At 62.5% G+C, this 17,253-nt stretch carries 11 protein-coding genes; 6 read left to right on the top strand and 5 right to left on the bottom strand.

The features are described from left to right. Nucleotide 1: 1 nt before the first annotated feature. Complete coding sequence (locus GNZ12_RS22300; protein ID WP_172313720.1) at nt 2-490, top strand: metallophosphoesterase family protein; 489 nt, start codon at nt 2-4, stop codon at nt 488-490. 134 nt (nt 491-624) lie between these two features. Here the strand turns inward: GNZ12_RS22300 and proP are convergent, their stop codons facing one another. From proP to argA, 3 genes are all read right to left on the bottom strand, one after another. Continuing rightward, complete coding sequence (gene proP / locus GNZ12_RS22305) at nt 625-2,127, bottom strand: glycine betaine/L-proline transporter ProP (RefSeq protein ID WP_235993842.1); 1,503 nt, start codon at nt 2,125-2,127, stop codon at nt 625-627. A 798-nt stretch (nt 2,128-2,925) separates the two neighbouring features. Next, nucleotides 2,926-3,201: an oxidative damage protection protein gene (locus tag GNZ12_RS22310; RefSeq protein WP_074282891.1), complete on the bottom strand. Its 276-nt coding sequence runs from the start codon at nt 3,199-3,201 to the stop codon at nt 2,926-2,928. A 56-nt stretch (nt 3,202-3,257) separates the two neighbouring features. After that, nucleotides 3,258-4,646 (bottom strand): amino-acid N-acetyltransferase, encoded by a 1,389-nt coding sequence (gene argA / locus GNZ12_RS22315; RefSeq protein WP_172313724.1) that lies wholly within the window; start codon nt 4,644-4,646, stop codon nt 3,258-3,260. A gap of 23 nt (nt 4,647-4,669) precedes the next feature. Here argA and hrpA point away from each other — a divergent pair, with 23 nt between their 5' ends. Further along, the gene (hrpA, locus tag GNZ12_RS22320) at nt 4,670-9,058 is read left to right on the top strand and encodes an ATP-dependent RNA helicase HrpA (protein ID WP_172313726.1); all 4,389 of its coding nucleotides are present in this window, start codon (nt 4,670-4,672) and stop codon (nt 9,056-9,058) included. A gap of 164 nt (nt 9,059-9,222) precedes the next feature. Here hrpA and GNZ12_RS22325 read toward each other — a convergent pair whose 3' ends face one another. Continuing rightward, nucleotides 9,223-12,027 (bottom strand): YadA-like family protein, encoded by a 2,805-nt coding sequence (locus tag GNZ12_RS22325; protein WP_172313728.1) that lies wholly within the window; start codon nt 12,025-12,027, stop codon nt 9,223-9,225. A 617-nt stretch (nt 12,028-12,644) separates the two neighbouring features. Between GNZ12_RS22325 and GNZ12_RS22330 the strand changes: the two genes are divergently transcribed. From GNZ12_RS22330 to GNZ12_RS22345, 4 genes are all read left to right on the top strand, one after another. Beyond that, nucleotides 12,645-13,664, top strand: coding sequence for a YVTN family beta-propeller repeat protein (locus tag GNZ12_RS22330; RefSeq protein ID WP_172313730.1), 1,020 nt, complete (start codon nt 12,645-12,647; stop codon nt 13,662-13,664). Nucleotides 13,665-13,710: 46 nt separating this feature from the next. Beyond that, nucleotides 13,711-14,709 (top strand): sterol desaturase family protein, encoded by a 999-nt coding sequence (locus GNZ12_RS22335; protein WP_172313732.1) that lies wholly within the window; start codon nt 13,711-13,713, stop codon nt 14,707-14,709. Nucleotides 14,710-14,904: 195 nt separating this feature from the next. Next, nucleotides 14,905-15,735 carry an EI24 domain-containing protein gene (locus GNZ12_RS22340; RefSeq protein ID WP_172313734.1) on the top strand — a complete coding sequence of 277 codons (831 nt, stop codon included), beginning with the start codon at nt 14,905-14,907 and terminating at the stop codon, nt 15,733-15,735. A 30-nt stretch (nt 15,736-15,765) separates the two neighbouring features. Further along, a complete protein-coding gene (locus GNZ12_RS22345; RefSeq protein ID WP_172313736.1) occupies nt 15,766-16,596 on the top strand; it encodes a competence/damage-inducible protein A in 831 nt (276 codons plus the stop codon). A 146-nt stretch (nt 16,597-16,742) separates the two neighbouring features. Here the strand turns inward: GNZ12_RS22345 and GNZ12_RS22350 are convergent, their stop codons facing one another. Beyond that, nucleotides 16,743-17,207, bottom strand: a complete 465-nt coding sequence (locus tag GNZ12_RS22350; protein WP_172313738.1) for a rhodanese-like domain-containing protein — start codon at nt 17,205-17,207, stop codon at nt 16,743-16,745. Nucleotides 17,208-17,253: the final 46 nt, after the last annotated feature.

The raw sequence follows: 17,253 nt of genomic DNA on the forward strand, positions 1-17,253 counted from the left end.
CATGACTTCGCGCAACCCACGTTCCCCAGCCACCCGAATCGGCCTGATCTCCGACACGCACAACCTCGTGCGGCCTGAAGCCCTGCAGTACCTCGCGGGTTGCGATGCGATCATCCACGCGGGCGATATCTGCAATCAGGCGGTGCTCGATGCACTCGCGCAGATCGCGCCGGTTACCGCCGTGCGCGGCAATAATGACATCGGAGAACCGGTTGCCTCGCTGCCGATGCGCGCAAAACTGACTATCCAACAGGTGACGATCCTCGTCGTGCATGACATCGCCGACGTGGGCGACGATCCGCGTCGTGAAGGCATCGACGTGGTCGTGACGGGGCACTCGCATAAGCCCGCGATCAGCGAACGTGACGGGGTGCTGTTCGTCAATCCCGGCAGCGCCGGACCGAGGCGTTTCAAGTTGCCGATTTCCGCGGGCATGCTAATCGTTGAAGGCGCGCACGCAAGCGCGACGTTCGATTCCCTGGTGGCGTAAAAAAACGGGCCGGCAAATTTTTGCCGGCCCGTTTTCGGACACGCTGGTGTCAGTTGTTGCGGGTCTGTGCGGCCGCATGCAACTGCGGGTGATACTCGCAGCACTCCGGCGGCTAGCTGCCGCGCAACCCAGGATCAGGCACGCGCCGTAGCCGCGGCAGCGTAACCTTCATCCATCTCTGCCGCCTCACGTTCGCCGCGCAGTACCGCATGCGCTTCCGCACGCGTTGCCACGCAGGGACCCGAGCCGAGCAGCGGCTTGCGGGCTGTTTCACGTAGTGCGAACACCGACACGACACCGATCAGCGACGCGCCCATCAGGTAGTACGCGGGCATCATCAGATTGCCGGTGCTGTCGACCAGCCATGCCGTGACGAGCGGCGTCGTCCCGCCGAACAGCGACACCGAAATGTTGAAGCCGATCGCGAGCGCACCGTAGCGGATCTTCGTCGGGAACAGCGCCGGCAGCGCCGACGGCATCACGCCGGTAAAGCACGACAGCAGCACACCAAGGATCATCAGTCCGCCGAACACCGGCAGCACGGTACCCATGCGAATCAGCAGCAGGGCGGGAATCGACAGCACGAACAGACCCACGCAACCGAACAGCATCACCGGCTTGCGGCCGATCGTGTCGGACAGGTGGCCGGCTGCCAGCGTCATCGGCATCATCAGCACCATCACGAGCAACGCGAGGAAGAGACCGTGCGTTTCGTTGAAGTGCAGCGTGGCCGACAGATAGCTCGGCAGATACGAGAGCGCCATGTAGTCGGTGACGTTGAAGATCAGCACGAGGCCGACGCACAGCAGAAGCGGCTTCCATTGCTGCATGAGCAACTCGCGGAAAGATTGCAACGGGCGCGCTTTGTCTTCGGCTTCGCGTTGCTCGGCCTGCTTCTTGAACGCGGGCGTTTCTTCGAGCTTGATCCGGATGTACAGACCGACCAGACCCAGCGGGCCCGCGATCAGGAACGGCACACGCCAGCCCCACGAGAGCAGCGCATCGTTCGACAGCGTCGCCGTCAGGACCGCGACCGTACCCGCGCCGAGCACATAGCCGATCAGCGTGCCGAACTCGAGGAAGCTGCCCATGAAGCCGCGGCGCTTGTCCGTCGAGAATTCGGCGATGAAGGTCGCGGCGCCGCCGTATTCACCCCCCGTCGAGAAGCCTTGCACGAGGCGCGCGACCAGCAGCAACACCGGCGCGAAAATGCCGATCGTCGTGTAGCTCGGAATCAGGCCGATCGCGAAGGTGCCGAGCGCCATCATGATCATCGTCATGGCCAGCACGCGCTGCCGGCCGATGCGGTCGCCCAGCGGCCCGAATACCATGCCGCCGATCGGCCGCACGAGGAACGCCGCGGCAAACGTGCCGAAGGTGGCGAGCAACTGCGCGGACGGGCTCGACGACGGGAAGAACACTTTGCCGAGCGTGACAGCAATGTAGCTGTACACGCCGAAATCGAACCATTCCATCGCGTTGCCGAGCGCCATGGCGCCGACGGCTCGCTTGAGAAGGGATTTGTCGACGACGGTGATGTCGTCGAGCGAGAGGCGTTGTTCTTCTTTGTGGTGTCGCCAGAAGCCGTTGCTGGAAGCGGTCAAGGTGAAAACTCCAATGACTGCGACGAAACGCATGAAAACGTGCATGAACGTTCCGCCACGGGTGCTGGGGAAGTGTGGTTTCGCGAGCAGCGCGATGGCGTCTCTCTCGCCCGAAGGCGATCAAAGCGGGCGTGAAAAAGAAAATAAAACGCCCCGTGCCTCGCGAACGATTCGCGAAAGAACACTCGTCTAGATTGTGCTGACTGTTGCATCTGCGTGGCCGTGGAAGGGGGGCAGATGCATGAGGACGCTGGGGTGGCTGAAAGCTGGCCCATGCGCCGCTGGAAGGCTTGAAACGAAAAAGGCCGGTGCTGGATCGCCGCTCATGGTGTGAGACGAAGCGGGGAAACGACCGACAAGCCTTCTTGTATAAAAACTATTCAATTCAGTGTGGCGGCGTACCGGAAAAGGCACGGCGAGCCAGTTTGAAGAGAACGCGAATGAAGGTGAATTGCTGTTGGAACGGTGCACATGGTAGCACGATGACGGAGGATCGTGCAAACCCGGGGTGTCGCGAGTGGCCCTGGGAAGGCGCTCAATCCCTTGCAGGGTGGGGGATTCAGCGGATTGCGGCGGTATGGAAAGGAGGCTTAAAAGCGGCCTGAAATGGTCCGGTCAGTGAATTTTGCCAAGGCTCGAAAGCGGCGAAAGGCGCAATCGGAAGCCGGCAATCGAGCGGCTAAAAGCTCGACGAAAATGTGGCGTACCGAGTGGCGAACGGAGCGATGAAAATCTGTCGTATCGGGCGGCGCAAGGCGCGGCCAAACAGGCGAAAAAAATCCGCGTATACGGCGCGGATTTTTCGTCAGGCTGCTTCGTCGCTGAAAGCGCTTATTCGGCTGCCGGCGGCACGTAGCCCTGCGCCGTATCCGCGCCTTCGCCGAAGAAGAACTTTTCAGTCTGCTTCATCAGATATTGACGCGCGCGCGGATCGGCCATGTTCAGGCGATTTTCGTTGATCAGCATGGTTTGCTGTTTCAACCAGGCCTGCCAGGCTTCCTTCGAAATGCCTTCGTAGATCCGCTTGCCGAGTTCGCCCGGCAGCGGCGGGAAATCGAGACCTTCGGCTTCCTTGCCGAGCTTCGCGCATTGAACCATACGAGTCATGCTGTGCTTCTCCTTTAATCGGTGTGGGGCGGGCAGTCGCTTTTATATGAGGACGCTCAGAGCTGTTTCATCAGCACGAGCGACTTGCGCTGCCAGTTATAGAGTCGGCGGCGGTCTTCCGGCAGGTCGTCGACCGTGACCTTGACGAAGCCGCGCTTGAGGAACCAGTGTTCGGTGCGCGTAGTGAGTACGAAAATCCGCGTGAGGCCGCGTGCCCGGGCGCGTTGTTCGATGCGTTTAAGCAGGCGCTCGCCGTCGCCGGTGCCTTGTGCTTCAGGCGCAACCGTGAGGCACGCCATTTCGCCGATGCGCTCTTGCGGGTACGGGTACAGCGCCGCGCAGCCGAACAGCACGCCATCGTGCTCGATCACCGAGAAATGGTCGATGTCGCGTTCGATCTGGTGGCGGCCTCGCCGCACCAGCGTGCCGTCGGATTCGAGTGGCTCGATCAGCGAGAGAATGCCGCCGACGTCGTCCGGCGTGGCTTCGCGCAGGCTTTCGAGGTTCTCGTACGAGATCATCGTGCCCACGCCATCGTGCAGGAACAGTTCGAGCAGCAGGCTGCCGTCGAGCGCGTAAGGGATGATGTGCGCCCGCGCCACGCCGCCGCGGCAGGCGCGGATCGAATGCTTCAGGTAGAAAGCGGCGTCGCCGGTGACTTCGCCGCTTTCATGCAGCTTGTAGGCGTCGTCGAGAGAGAGTTCGCGGACCAGCACGGGACCTTCTTCGCCGGCTTCCATCAGGCCCGGCGTTTCGGTCAGGAACACGATTTTGTCGGCGCGAAGTGCGATGGCGGCAGCCGAGGCAACGTCTTCCATCGACAGATTGAATGCTTCGCCGGTGGGCGAGAAGCCGAGCGGCGACAGCAGCACCAGCTTGCGGCTCGCGAGCGAATGGCGGATCGAATCCGCGTCGATCTTGCGCACCACGCCGGTGTGGGCGAAATCGACGCCGTCCAGAATGCCGACCGGGCGCGCCGTCACGAAGTTGCCGGACACCACGCTGATGTGCGCGTGCGCCATCGGCGTGTTCGGCAAGCCCTGGCTGATCGCGGCTTCGATATCCAGACGCACTTCGCCGGCCGCTTCTTTCGCGGACTCCAAAGCGCGCGCGTCGGTAATGCGCATGCCGTGCGAAAACTCGGATTCCACGCCGTGCAGGCTCATCTGCTCTTCGACCTGCGGTCGCGAGCCGTGCACCAGCACGATCTGGATGCCCATGGCTTGCAGCAGCGCGATATCGGACACGAGCGCATTCAGGAGCCCCTGATGCACCACCTCGCCGCCGAAACCGACGACGAACGTCTTGTTACGGAACGCATGGATGTAAGGGGCGACTGAGCGCATCCAGTCGACGAATTGCGCGTGCTGGGCGAGATCTTCCGGTGCTTCGGCGGGGGCCGGAACGCTCGCGGGCGCGGGGACGAGGTCGGTTTGGGAATTCATGCCGGGGATTATAATGCGCCCCCATGTCGAATGTACCCAAAAGTCCCGCTACGGCGAACGAGAATGTGGCGCCGGCCGCCGATCAGGTGAATGCCGGCGACGCGAAGCGCCGAGATGCGCAGGACGCTAACCGCAACGCGCCACCAGCCGCGCGTGAGTCCCTGCGCTCCGCGGATGACGCACGCGTGTCCGCACAGAAAAAAAACCAGCCACAGGGCGCGCGCCGCGACGATGGACGTGCGCAGAACGCGCCTCGCGGCCAACGCCAGCAGCAGGGCGCTGAACGGCGCGCGCAGTCCGAAAACACGCGAGATCCCAATCAGCCGAAGCGTGGCGACGGACGTGCCAATCAGCAAAGCGGTGCGCCCGCGCAGAAATCGCCGCAAGCAGGCGATGCGCAAAACGGCCAGCCCCGTCGCGAGCCGCGGCCGCCGCGCGTTCAACGCGTCGTCGAACCGAACCCGATTCCGCCGATTACTTTCCCCGAAGCGCTGCCGGTGTCCGGCCGCAGGGAAGAAATTGCGCGCGCCATCGCGCAGAATCAGGTCGTGATCGTGTGCGGCGAGACCGGCTCGGGTAAGACGACGCAGTTGCCGAAAATCTGCCTCGAACTCGGGCGCGGTCTCGGCGCGGGCGGCACCGGTCTGATCGGCCATACGCAACCGCGCCGGATCGCGGCATCGGCGACGGGCCGCCGCATCGCCGAAGAACTCGGCACGCCGTTCGGCGAAGTGGTCGGCTACAAGGTGCGTTTTACCGACAATCTGTCGCCGGGCGCGTCGGTCAAACTCATGACCGACGGTATTCTGCTCGCCGAAACGCAGACCGATCCGCTGCTCAAAGCCTACGACACGCTGATCATCGACGAAGCGCACGAGCGCAGCCTGAACATCGATTTTCTGCTGGGCTATCTGAAGGAAATCCTCGTCAAGCGGCCCGATCTGAAGCTGATCGTGACCTCGGCGACGATCGACGCGGACCGTTTCGCACGCCATTTCGGCCGCGACGACAAGCCCGCGCCGGTGATCGAAGTGAGCGGACGTCTCTATCCGGTCGAGGTGCGCTATCGGCCGGTCGCGGAGGACAGCCCCGCGGTGAAGGCGGCAGAAGGGTCTTCCTCGTCGTCTTCGCGTGAACGGCCGAAGACGCAGCGCGAAACGGACCGCGATCTGATGGAAGCGATCGTCGATGCGGTCGACGAACTGTGCCGCGAAGGCCCTGGCGACGTGCTGGTGTTCCTGCCCGGCGAGCGCGAGATCCGCGACGCCGCCGAGGCGCTGCGCAAGCATCATCCGCCGCATACGGAAATTCTGCCGCTGTTCGCGCGGCTCTCCGCGGCCGAACAGGAACGCGTGTTCCGCACTTCGAACGCGCGCCGCATCGTGCTCGCGACCAACGTCGCCGAAACCTCGTTGACCGTGCCGGGGATTCGCTACGTGGTCGATACGGGTCTCGCGCGCGTGAAGCGCTACTCGTATCGCAACAAGGTCGAGCAGTTGCAGGTCGAGTCGATTTCACAGGCCGCCGCCAATCAGCGGGCAGGGCGTTGCGGCCGGGTTGCCGATGGCGTGTGTATCCGTCTGTATGAGGAAAGCGATTACCAGGGTCGCGTGCGCTTCACCGATCCGGAGATTTTGCGTTCGTCGCTGGCGTCGGTGATTCTGCGGATGAAATCGCTCCATCTGACGGCGATCGAAACCTTCCCGTTCATTGAGCCGCCGCCGGGCCGTGCCATCGCCGATGGTTATCAACTGCTCAACGAACTGGGTGCCGTCGATGACGACAATCAGCTCACACCGCTCGGCCGCGAACTCGCGCGTTTGCCGCTGGATCCGCGCGTCGGCCGGATGATTCTCGCCGCGCGCGATCAGCAGGCGTTGAAGGAAGTGCTGATCATCGCGAGCGCATTGTCGGTGCAAGATCCGCGCGACCGCCCGATCGAGGCGCAAGAGCAAGCCGATCAGGCGCATCGCCGGTTCGCCGACGAGCGTTCCGAGTTCCTGCAATGGTTGAAGATCTGGAACTGGTTCGAAGAAGCGATCGCACACAAGAAGTCGAACCGGCAATTGCAGGACGAGTGCCGCAAGAACTTCCTGTCGCAACTGCGCCTGCGTGAATGGCGCGACGTGCATTCGCAACTGTTGACGGTGGTGCGCGAGCACGGCTGGCGTCTGAACGAGGCCGAAGCGACCTTCGAGCAGATCCACCTTGCGTTGCTGACCGGTCTGCTCGGCAACATCGGCCTGAAAGCCGACGACGAGCCGTATTTCCTCGGCGCGCGCAGCATCAAGTTCTACCTCTGGCCGGGCTCGGCGCTGGTGAAGAAGGCCGGGAAGTGGGTGATGGCCGCCGAACTGGTTGAGACGAGCCGTCTGTACGCCCGCTGCATTGCAAAGATCGAACCGGAATGGATCGAGAAGATCGGCGAGCATTTGCTGAAGAAGTCGTTGTCCGAGCCGCATTGGGAAAAGCGCGCGGCGCAGGTGTCGGCGTTCGAGCGCGCGATGCTGTACGGCCTGCCGATCTATCACCGGCGGCGCGTGAGCTTCGGCAAACAGGACCCGGCGCGGGCGCGCGAGTTGTTCATTCGCGGCGCGTTGGTGGAGGGCGAATTCGATACGAAGCTCGCGTTCTTCGCGCACAACCGCAAGCTGCTCGCCGATATCGAGCAACTGGAACACAAGTCGCGCCGGCAGGACGTGCTGGTCGACGACGAACTGATTTTCGGCTTCTACGATCAGGCATTGCCGCAAGGTATTTACACCGGCGCGTCGTTCGAGCGCTGGTATCGCGACGAGGTGAAGAAGAGCGGCCAGCCGGAAGACAAGCTGCGCCTGCTGTATCTGTCGCGCGATGATCTGATGCGGCACGAAGCCGCCGGCGTCACAACCGACCTGTTCCCGAAGCGGATGACGATGGCGGGCGTCGAGATGGCGCTCACGTATCACTTCGAGCCCGGTTCGCCGCGCGACGGCGTGACGCTCGCGGTGCCGCTGTATGCGCTGAATCAGGTCGACGCGCGACGCTGCGAATGGCTTGTGCCCGGCATGCTGAAAGAGAAGACGCAACTTCTGCTGAAATCGTTACCGCAGAAGCTGCGGCGCCATTGCGTGCCGCTGCCGGAGTTCGCTGCGGGTTTCGCCGAACGGCATAGTGGTCCGCGCTTCGGCGCGGGCGGTTTGCTCGAGTTACTGATCGCCGACGTTCGCGAGCAGACCCAGGTCGCGATGAAGCAATCGGACTTCAAACTCGAGACGTTGACGCCGCACCTGTTCATGAACTTCAAGGTCGTCGACGAACATGGCAGACAGCTCGCGATGGGCCGCAACCTGTCGCAACTGCGGGCTGAACTCGGCGGCCAGGCACAGCAGCATTTTCAGAAGATTGCGTCGGGTGCGGCTGGGGTGGCGTTGGCTGATGCGGGCGGCGGTGGCGGCGTGGCCCCTGGCGCGCAAGCTTCCGGATCAACTGGCGCGACTGGCAGCGCGGGGGCGAGAGGCAAGGGCGCCGTTGCGGCCGGGCCGCAAACCGCATCGCAAGACGGCGCGCAAGGCACCGCGCTGTACGAAAAGCTGACGACGTGGAATTTCGGCAAGCTCCCCGAGCTGCTCGAAATTCGCCGTGGCGGCCAGACCTTGTTCGGTTATCCGGCGCTGGTGGATCGCGGCACGCATTGTGACGTCGAGGTATTCGATTCACCCGATGAAGCCGCGCGCATCCATCGTGCAGGGCTGCGGCGATTGTTCGCGTTGCAACTGAAAGAGCCGATCAAGTACCTGGAAAAGAACCTGCCGGGTTTGCGCGAAATGGCGATGCAGTTCATGCCACGCGGCACTCAGGAGGAGCTGCGCGATCAACTGATCGACACCGCGCTCGACCGCGCCTGCCTGCAAGACCCGCTGCCGGCCGACGACATCAGTTTCCACACGCGCCGCGACGAAGGCCGCAGCCGGTTGACTTTGCTGGCGCAGGAGATTTCGCGGCTGGTGGGGCAGATCCTGGGCGAATATGCGACCGTGACGAAGAAGCTGGCGCAGGCCAGGTCTTTCACGGCTGCGCATGCGGACATGCAGAATCAGCTCGACGGGCTGATTGGCAAACGCTTCGTGGTCGATACGCCGTATTCGCAGTTGTCGCATTTCCCACGCTACCTGAACGGCATTGCGCTGCGGATCGACAAGCTGAAGGCGGACTCCGCGCGCGATGCAAGGCAGTTCGCTGAATTTCATCCGCTGTTGCAGAACTACCAGCGCGCGCTCGCGCAACGCGGTGGTGTGCTGGACACGCGCTTGTCGGAATTCCGCTGGCTACTCGAAGAATTGCGGATTTCGCTGTTCGCGCAGGAGTTGCGTACGCCGATGCCGGTGTCGGTGAAGCGTCTCTACAAAGTGTGGGAATCGATGCAGCGCTAAGCGGCGCGCAAAAAAACGCGCGACGCCACTCCTTTTGAGAATGACGTCACGCGCAAAGGGCGCGAGCGCTTTCGGGCCCGCGCCTGCTCGCTGCCATTACAGCAACGCGGATGACTTTGACGTGACTGGTTCGGATCGAACCGGTCACGCTTCTTGCCGAACTTTTACCAGTGCATGCCGGCGCCGATTGACGCGCCGAACTGGCCGCGCGAGTCAGAGGTGCCTTGCACCTTGTAGACCCACTTGCCGGTTTCCGATAATTGCGACACGCCGATGGCCATTGCCGTCTGGCCGCCATACGTGCCACCCGCAATCGCCACCATGCCGTGACCCGGCAGGACCGCTTGCGGCAAACCTGCTGCAGCCAGCGCCGACGCCGTGCCACCGTACGAATCGCGGCGTGCCGAGCGGATCTGGTCGTCGGTGTAGCTTTTTGCCTGGCCGACTGCACCGCTCACGGATTGCTGCAACTGATTGACGTTGACCGCATCCGTGCCTTGCACGCCGGCCGCGACGTTGGTCATCTGACGCTCCTGACCTGCCGCGCCGACCGACACCGTGTTCGCGCGATCCGCGACCGAGCCTTGACCCAATGCCACCGAGTTGTCCGCGCTTGCGTTCGCTGAAGCGCCGAGCGCGGTGGCGTTGTTGCCGCTAGCGACCGAGTTCGCACCCATGGCGATGGCGTTCGTGCCGGTGGCGTTGGCGTTGGCGCCCACAGCGACCGAATGCGTGCCCGAGGCCTGCGCACCTTCCGTATCGACGTCGCCGTCGGCGCTGAAGAACGGCACGTTCGGATTCACGGTGATGTTTTGCACAGCGTTGCCGATGGCCGCGTTCAGTTGGCCGAGGTTGACGGCATCGGTTGGGTCCACGCCGTCGGCGACGTTGTGGATGAGCGTGCCACCGCTGGCTGCATCGCCGAGCGTTACGCTGTTCTTGTTGACGCTGCCGTCGGGGTTGGTGTCGTACATGACGGCGCCGTCGAGCTTGGCGGCTGTGGCCGCGCCCTGGTCGGCGACCGCGTTCAACTGGTTGACGTTGACGGCGTCGGTGCCCTGCACGCCGGCGGCTACGTTGGTGATCTGGCGTTCCTTGCCGGCCGAACCGACCGAGACGGTGTTCACTCGGTCCGCGATCGAGCCCTGGCCGAGGGCAACGGAACCTGACGCGTCAGCGTTCACCACCGCGCCTTGGCCCAAGGCTACCGAATTGGTGGCGCCGGCCGTAGCCAGGTTACCAAGGGCGGTGGCGTTCTGGGCGATAGCTTGCGCGTCGGAGCCGACGGCGGTGGCAGCGGTGAAGCCCTGATCGTCGATTGCAAGCGGGTCGTGGCCGGCGACGGAATTGGCACCGATAGCGACGGAGTCATCGCCGTTTGCCGTCGATTTGTTGCCGACGGCGACGCTGTTTGTGCCGCTGGCCAGCGACGAGTTGCCGCCTGCAAAGGCGTTGGTGCCAGAGGCTTCCGCGGCGGCACCCATGGCTACTGCGCGAGTGCCGGTTGCGGTTGCGTCGTCGGTGCCGTCGTTGTTGCCGTTGGCTTTGAAGTAGCGTGTCTCGCCGGGCGTGGCTGCGGTGATGGCGGCCTGCAGCTGGCGCACGTTGACGGCGTCAGTGCCAGCGGTGCCGTCCGCGACGTTGGTGATCTGGCGTTGCTGTGCGCTCGATCCAACTGACACTGTATTTGTCCGATCAGCCACTGAGTCTTGGCCCAGCGCCACGCTGTTGTCGCTATTTGCCGTGGCATTCGCGCCGAGCGCCACGCTGCCAGCGCCGAACGCATAGGCGTTGGTGCCGAACGCGCCGGCCTGCGATCCGATTGCCTGGGAATTGGCTCCAAAAGCGACAGAGTTCTCACTTTGCGCCGACGACCCAGCGCCGACAGCGATGGCGCCGCCCTCCGATGCAATGCCTTGGTAGCCAATTGCAACCGAATTCACGCCGCCCGCTTGCGCGTTATAGCCCACGGCCGAAGCGCCGGATGCTGTTGCGTGGGCGTCATCCGGCGTCAGGCCATTGTCGTTGGTGCGGACGTATTTGACGCCGTTGCCGTTGTCCTGGACGTAGGTGCTGCTGGTGTCGCCGGCAATTGCGTAGAGCTGCGCGCCATTCACAGCGTCGGTACTGGTGGCGGAAACCGCGCCTTGATGCACGTTCGTTATCGTCGTGCCGCCGGTTACGCCGCCGTCCGTCGATGCCGGACCAGCGAGCGTGACGCTGCTCTTGTCGGTAGGCGTGGCGTCGTACTGAACGCTATTGGCCGTGGCCGTGGCGATCTTGCTGTCGACGGCCTTGAGTTGGCTCACGTTGACGGCGTCGGTGTCCGCTGCGCCGGCTGCGACGTTCGTCACGCGCCGCTCGTTGCCGGCCGAGCCGACCGACACTTCGCCCGTTGCGGTAGCGCCCGCGATCGCCGAGGGGTCTACGCCAAGCGGTGTGTAACCCTGCTTGGTCAGATCGGCGGGAGCTAGCGTTGTGGTCGAGTTTGCGCCGAGTGCGACGCTGTTGTCGGTCGTGGCCGTCGCGCTATAGCCAAGTGCGACTGAATTGCTACCGTTTGCTGTTGCACGAGTACCCAAGGCCGTTGCGCCTTCGCCAAACGCCGAGGACAGGTCGCCGACGGCCGTGGCGTAATCCTTCGTAGTCCATGACGCGTTGCCAATGGCGGTGGAACCGTTGCCCATTGCTCCCGCATTTGCGCCTGCGGCAACCGATGCCGAGCCCGCCGCCAGCGCATTGCGGTCCACTGTCGGGTCAACCGCTTTGGCGTCGAAGTAGTTAGCGGCGGCAACTGGATCTGCATATGCCACCGACGCTCCGCCCATCAGCGTTGCTGCGGCCAACACCGCCTGCGCTACTGCCAATTTCCCCGACCCGCCCCGTTTCGTTTTCGACCGAGCCGTTTCCGACGTGGCCACCCACGTTCCTGTCGCTTCGCACCAAACTGATTTGTAAATCTTGTTCATTTTTTCAGAAACTCCGCGGTTATTGCGTGCGTGGACTGCACGTGAAAGCGCAGCGATTCGGATAAGGCGTCATCGCCCTGATATGTCGCGCACAAAATAAGAACATATAGACCGCGGTTTTCTCCGTCGTCCGTTTTACGTGTCCTGCTGAATTTTTCGCGCGTCCGAATCGCCTGCTTCACGCTCTTGAGTCCACAGGATTAAGTGCATGGGCGATGATCGGCGGGATTGTCAGGCGTGGCGAGGGCCGGGCGGAATAAGCAAATTCTTAAATGGTTGAAAGTAAATAAGTGATCGTAATTTATTTTGATTAATTGTTATTTAAATGTATAAAGTTAGGAAATATAAAGAATTGTCTTTGTTTGTCTTATATGGGATTGAAAAATATAAGAATGTAATAATCCGTCGTTTTGATTAAAATAATGGCATTGTGAATTCGGATGGAGCTTTTCTTACGTGAGGCCGCGGTATGCCGGCAGTGCAGCGGAATTTTCCGACGGTGCCGTGCTCGCATCCCTCCTGGTTTCCGCTTTTCCGCGCGTTGCACCCGGATCCACATCAACCGCGCTCCCCGACAAACGCTTTACAATGCCGGTTGTTCTCCGAAGTGAGTTTTCATGCGCAAATTTCTTCTTCCCGGCTGGACTGCCACGTTCGCCGCAACCGCAACGCTGGCCACCGCCGCAGGCTTTTTTTCCACGGCGGCCCACGCCAATAACGTGATCGTGCTCAATTCCGGCGAAGCCACCCTGAGCCTGATCGACGAGACCACCCACCAGGTCATCGGCACAGTGCCAACGGGCAAGGAACCGCACCACCTGATGGCCACGCCGGACAACTCGTCGTTGATCGTCGCCAACTCGGTGTCGAACAACCTGATGTTCGTCGATCCGAAGTCGGGCCAGGTTCAGCGCTGGGTCGAGAACATCGAGGATCCGTACCAGATCGGCTTTTCGCCCGACCGCAAGTGGCTCGTCACCACCGGGCTGCGCCTGGACCGCCTCGACATCTATCATTACGACAGCCAGAAGAACCAGATGACGCTGGCCTCGCGTCTGCCGCTCGCGGTGATGCCGAGCCACATGGCGTTCACCAATGACAGCAAGACGGTTTTCGTCACGCTGCAGGTTTCGGGCGAGCTGGCCGCTATCGATCTGGCCACGCAAACCGTCAAGTGGAAGATGAAGGTCGGCAAGGTGCCGGCCGGCCTGTGGATGACACCGGGCGAGAAATACCTGCTGATCGGCATGACCGGGGCGGATTACGTCGCCGTGGTCGACTGGCGCAACCAGAAAATCGTCAAGACGATCCAGACAGGCAAGGGTGCGCACAATTTCCGCTCGCTAGCTGACGGCAAGCACGTGGCGGTGTCGAACCGCGTCGCGAGCACGATCAGCATCATCGACGAAGACACGCTCACCAATGTCGGCGACATCACCGGTTTGATGCCCGGGCCGGACGACATGGAACTGTCCACCGACAAACGCTATCTGTGGGTGACCTTCCGCTTCGCGAAGCACGTCGGCATCATCGACCTGAATACGCGCAAGCTGATCCAGACGATTGCCGTCGGCCGTTCGCCGCACGGTATCTATTTCTTTAATCGCGCGCCGGTCACGGCGCCGAACGGCGCTTGACGCTGTAATCGGCAAACCGTCAGGAATGAAGTAACCGGCCAGCACCATGTTCGATCTGATTTTTTCTTCTTTCAGCAGCGTCGTCTCAGCGGTGCAGACGCTGCTGTATGTCGACGTGGTGCAGCCGCTGCTGTTCCGCTTCGATCTGATGGACTATGACGAAGATACCTTCGACAGCCTGTATTGGGTGATCGTGGGCGTCTTCGAGGTGCTGGCAATGTACGCGATCCTGCGCCCGCTCGAGGCGCTGCGTCCGGTCGAGAAGTGGGAAAACCGCGAGGCGGTGCGGGTCGACGTGATCTACACCTGGATCGCCAGGCTCGGCATCCTCAACCTGTTCTTCTTTTTCGCGTTGCAGCCGTTCTTCGACAACGTGCAGGCCTGGCTGCGGCTGCACAACATCTCGAGTATCGATTTCGACAATCTGTGGCCGGGCGTCACCACGCAGCCGCTTGTCACGTTCGTGATGTATCTGCTGGTGCTCGATTTCGCCGGTTATTGGTATCACCGCTGGGAGCATCGGTTCGGCGTGTGGTGGGAGCTGCACGCGGTCCATCACAGCCAGCAGCAGATGTCGCTATGGTCGGACGACCGTAACCATTTGCTCGACAGTTTGTTGCTGGCGTCGTTTTTCGCGGCGATCGCGCTGGTGATCGGCGTGCCGCCGTCGCAATTCGTCGTGCTGGTGGCCATCACGAACCTGGCGCAGAGCGTGCAGCACGCGAACATTCGGCTGTACTTCGGCTGGCTCGGCGAGCGCCTGCTGGTCAGTCCGACTTTCCATCGCCGTCACCATGCGATCGGCTACGGCCACGAAGGCCTGAAGTACGGTTGCAACTTCGGCGTGCTGTTCCCCTGGTGGGACATGCTGTTCGGCAGCGTGTCGTGGAGCCGCGAAATGGAGCCGACCGGCATCCGCGACCAACTCGAAGGCCGGCGCTACGGTGAGGGTTTCTGGGCGCAGCACTGGCTCGCCTTCGTGCGTATCGCCGCGCGGCTTTCGCCGAAGCGTCGCACCGAAGGCAGCGACGCCGCCTCAGTTTGAGTATTTTTCCTCCCACGCCGTCGGTTTTCCCGGCGGCGCGTCGCGTGGTTTATCCTGTTCCCGTTTGCGCGCACGTTTCTGGCTCGTTTTCTGTTCGGCATACCGGTCAGCATTCCGATCCGTTCGCCGCACTTTTTGCCGGTTTGTCGCGCCGCTTCCCTTTTTCCATCGTTTCCTTCACCGGCACTGGCTCGCATGAATGATCTGTTGCGCTCGTTTGGGCGCGCGCTCGCAAGCGCGCTCCACCCGCGCATGCTCTGGCTGACTTTCCTGCCTTTTATGGCGGCAACGGTTGGATGGGGCGTGATCCTGTGGTTTTCCTGGCAGACGCTGATCGGCGCGACCCGCACGTGGCTCGATAGCTGGTCTTTCACGGTCACGCTTTATCGTCTGTTCGACTGGCTCGGCTTTTCGGCGCTGCATACGGCGATCGCGCCGTTCATTGTGATTGCGATGGCGATTCCACTGATCGTCGTCACGGTGTTGCTGTTGATCGCCACGCTGTCGATGCCGGCTGTGATCCGCTTTCTGTCGGCGCGGCAATTTGCCAGCCTTGAAATGCGCCGCGGCGGAACGTGGTACGGTAGTCTCGGTCAGGCGTTGTGGACTACGCTGGTCTGTCTCGTGCTGCTGATCGTCACGTTGCCGCTCTGGCTGGTGCCGCCGTTTTTTGCGTTGATTCCGCCGCTCCTGTGGGGTTGGCTGACGTATCGCGTGATGAGTTACGACGCGCTCGCGCTGCATGCCACGCGTGACGAGCGGCGCGCGCTGGTGAAGCGCTTCCGGTTGCCGCTGTTGTTGATCGGGATCGCCAGCGGACTGCTGGGGTCGCTGCCGACGCTGCTGTGGGCGTCGTCGGTCTGGCTGATCGTGCTGTTCCCGGTGATCACCGCGGTGACGATCTGGATCTACGCGTTCATCCTCGTGTTTTCGGCGCTGTGGTTCGGCTACTACTGTTTGCGCGCGCTGCAACGCATGCGTGCGGAAGAGCACGGCCCGCGGAACGCGGCGCCGGTTCCTTACTGAAAAATTACTGACTAAGCGAAAGAGGCGGCAATGGCATTTGGCGTCATCATCATCGGCGACGAAATCCTGTCGGGCAGACGTATCGACAAGCATCTGCCGAAGGTCATCGAGTTGCTGGGCGCGCGCGGGCTGTCGCTCGGCTGGGCTGAATACATCGGCGACGAGCCGGAGCGCATCACGGCAACGCTGCAACGCACGTTCGCGTCGGGCGACATCGTGTTTTCCACTGGGGGCATCGGCGCCACGCCGGACGATCACACCCGCCAGTGTGCGGCAGCGGCGCTCGGCGTGCCGCTCGAGCTGCATCCGGAGGCCGCGAAGCTGATTCAGGAGCGCATTCGCGATATGTATCCGGCAAACGCGGCTACGCCGCTCGATCTGAATTCGCCGGAGAACCGGCATCGTCTGAATATGGGCACGTATCCGCAGGGCGCATCGATCATTCCCAACGGCTACAACAAGATTCCTGGCTTTTCGATCAAACAGCACCACTTCGTGCCGGGCTTCCCGGTGATGGCGTGGCCGATGATCGAGTGGGTGCTGGATACGCAGTATGCGCATCTGCATCACGCAACGCCGCACGCGGAAAAGTCATTGCTGGTTTTCGAGCTGCCGGAGTCGCGGGTTACGCCGTTGATGGAGAGGATCGAGCACGATTTTCCGGGTGTGCGGGTGTTCAGCCTGCCGAGCGTGGGCGATGCGGAGCGCGGCGGCGTGTATGCGCGGCATCACATCGATCTGGGTGTGAAGGGCGAGCCGGAAGCGGTGGCGGCAGCCTTCGTGAAGCTACGCGAAGGTGTGCACCTGCTAGGCGGCGATATCGTCGAGCCGGAGGCGGCTGCGGCTAAGCCGCGCGGTTGAGTCGCGGTTTCCACCGCACATGCCCAACTTCTTTCAGGTGCGCCCGTGCCTGACTTAAGACTCAACGCATCATCGGCCTGTCACATGCAGCGCCGACGATGCGTCCAATTGCCCCCCAGCGCCCGAAGGCCCCCGCGAATCAGCAATCAGGCGCCGATCCACGGCAACCCGCGAAAGCACCAGCCCGACACCGTCTTCCGATGCCCCTGGCCGTCCTTATCGCCTTCGAAGCCTTCCAGCAGGTCGTACGCCTTGCTGTAGCCCGCCTGGGTGGCGGCGATCGCGGCGAGCTTCGAGCGCGCGGCGCTGCGGCACAAAAACAGCACCGGCGTATCGGGCGACGCGGCCTGGCTCAGTTGCTGAAGGAATTCCTGGTTCGGCACGGCGCCCGGATAGCGCGTCCATTCCACGTGCACGTATTGCCCGTCGCCGATAACCGGCCGGCCGACCCAATCGAGTTCGGCACGGGTGCGCACGTCGACGAGACGCGTGCGCGGATCGAGTTGCAGCAGTTCGAACGCCTCGGCGGGCGATATCGCGCCCGCATAGGGCAACTGGTTTTCGGTGCGGCGCTTGTCCGCCTGGGCGTACAACTGTTCGAGCGTGCTCATGAGCGCAAACCTCTTTCGGACCAAATGATCATTCTAGCGCTCTGCG

Source organism: Paraburkholderia solitsugae (assembly GCF_013177695.1).
Lineage (GTDB): Bacteria > Pseudomonadota > Gammaproteobacteria > Burkholderiales > Burkholderiaceae > Paraburkholderia > Paraburkholderia solitsugae.

Coding starts and splice junctions, on each gene's coding strand:
- GNZ12_RS22300 (WP_172313720.1), top strand. CDS start 2: ATGACTTCGCGCAACCCACGTTCCCCAGCCACCCGAATCGGCCTGATC.
- proP (WP_235993842.1), bottom strand. CDS start 2,127: ATGCGTTTCGTCGCAGTCATTGGAGTTTTCACCTTGACCGCTTCCAGC.
- GNZ12_RS22310 (WP_074282891.1), bottom strand. CDS start 3,201: ATGACTCGTATGGTTCAATGCGCGAAGCTCGGCAAGGAAGCCGAAGGT.
- argA (WP_172313724.1), bottom strand. CDS start 4,646: ATGAATTCCCAAACCGACCTCGTCCCCGCGCCCGCGAGCGTTCCGGCC.
- hrpA (WP_172313726.1), top strand. CDS start 4,670: ATGTCGAATGTACCCAAAAGTCCCGCTACGGCGAACGAGAATGTGGCG.
- GNZ12_RS22325 (WP_172313728.1), bottom strand. CDS start 12,027: ATGAACAAGATTTACAAATCAGTTTGGTGCGAAGCGACAGGAACGTGG.
- GNZ12_RS22330 (WP_172313730.1), top strand. CDS start 12,645: ATGCGCAAATTTCTTCTTCCCGGCTGGACTGCCACGTTCGCCGCAACC.
- GNZ12_RS22335 (WP_172313732.1), top strand. CDS start 13,711: ATGTTCGATCTGATTTTTTCTTCTTTCAGCAGCGTCGTCTCAGCGGTG.
- GNZ12_RS22340 (WP_172313734.1), top strand. CDS start 14,905: ATGAATGATCTGTTGCGCTCGTTTGGGCGCGCGCTCGCAAGCGCGCTC.
- GNZ12_RS22345 (WP_172313736.1), top strand. CDS start 15,766: ATGGCATTTGGCGTCATCATCATCGGCGACGAAATCCTGTCGGGCAGA.
- GNZ12_RS22350 (WP_172313738.1), bottom strand. CDS start 17,207: ATGAGCACGCTCGAACAGTTGTACGCCCAGGCGGACAAGCGCCGCACC.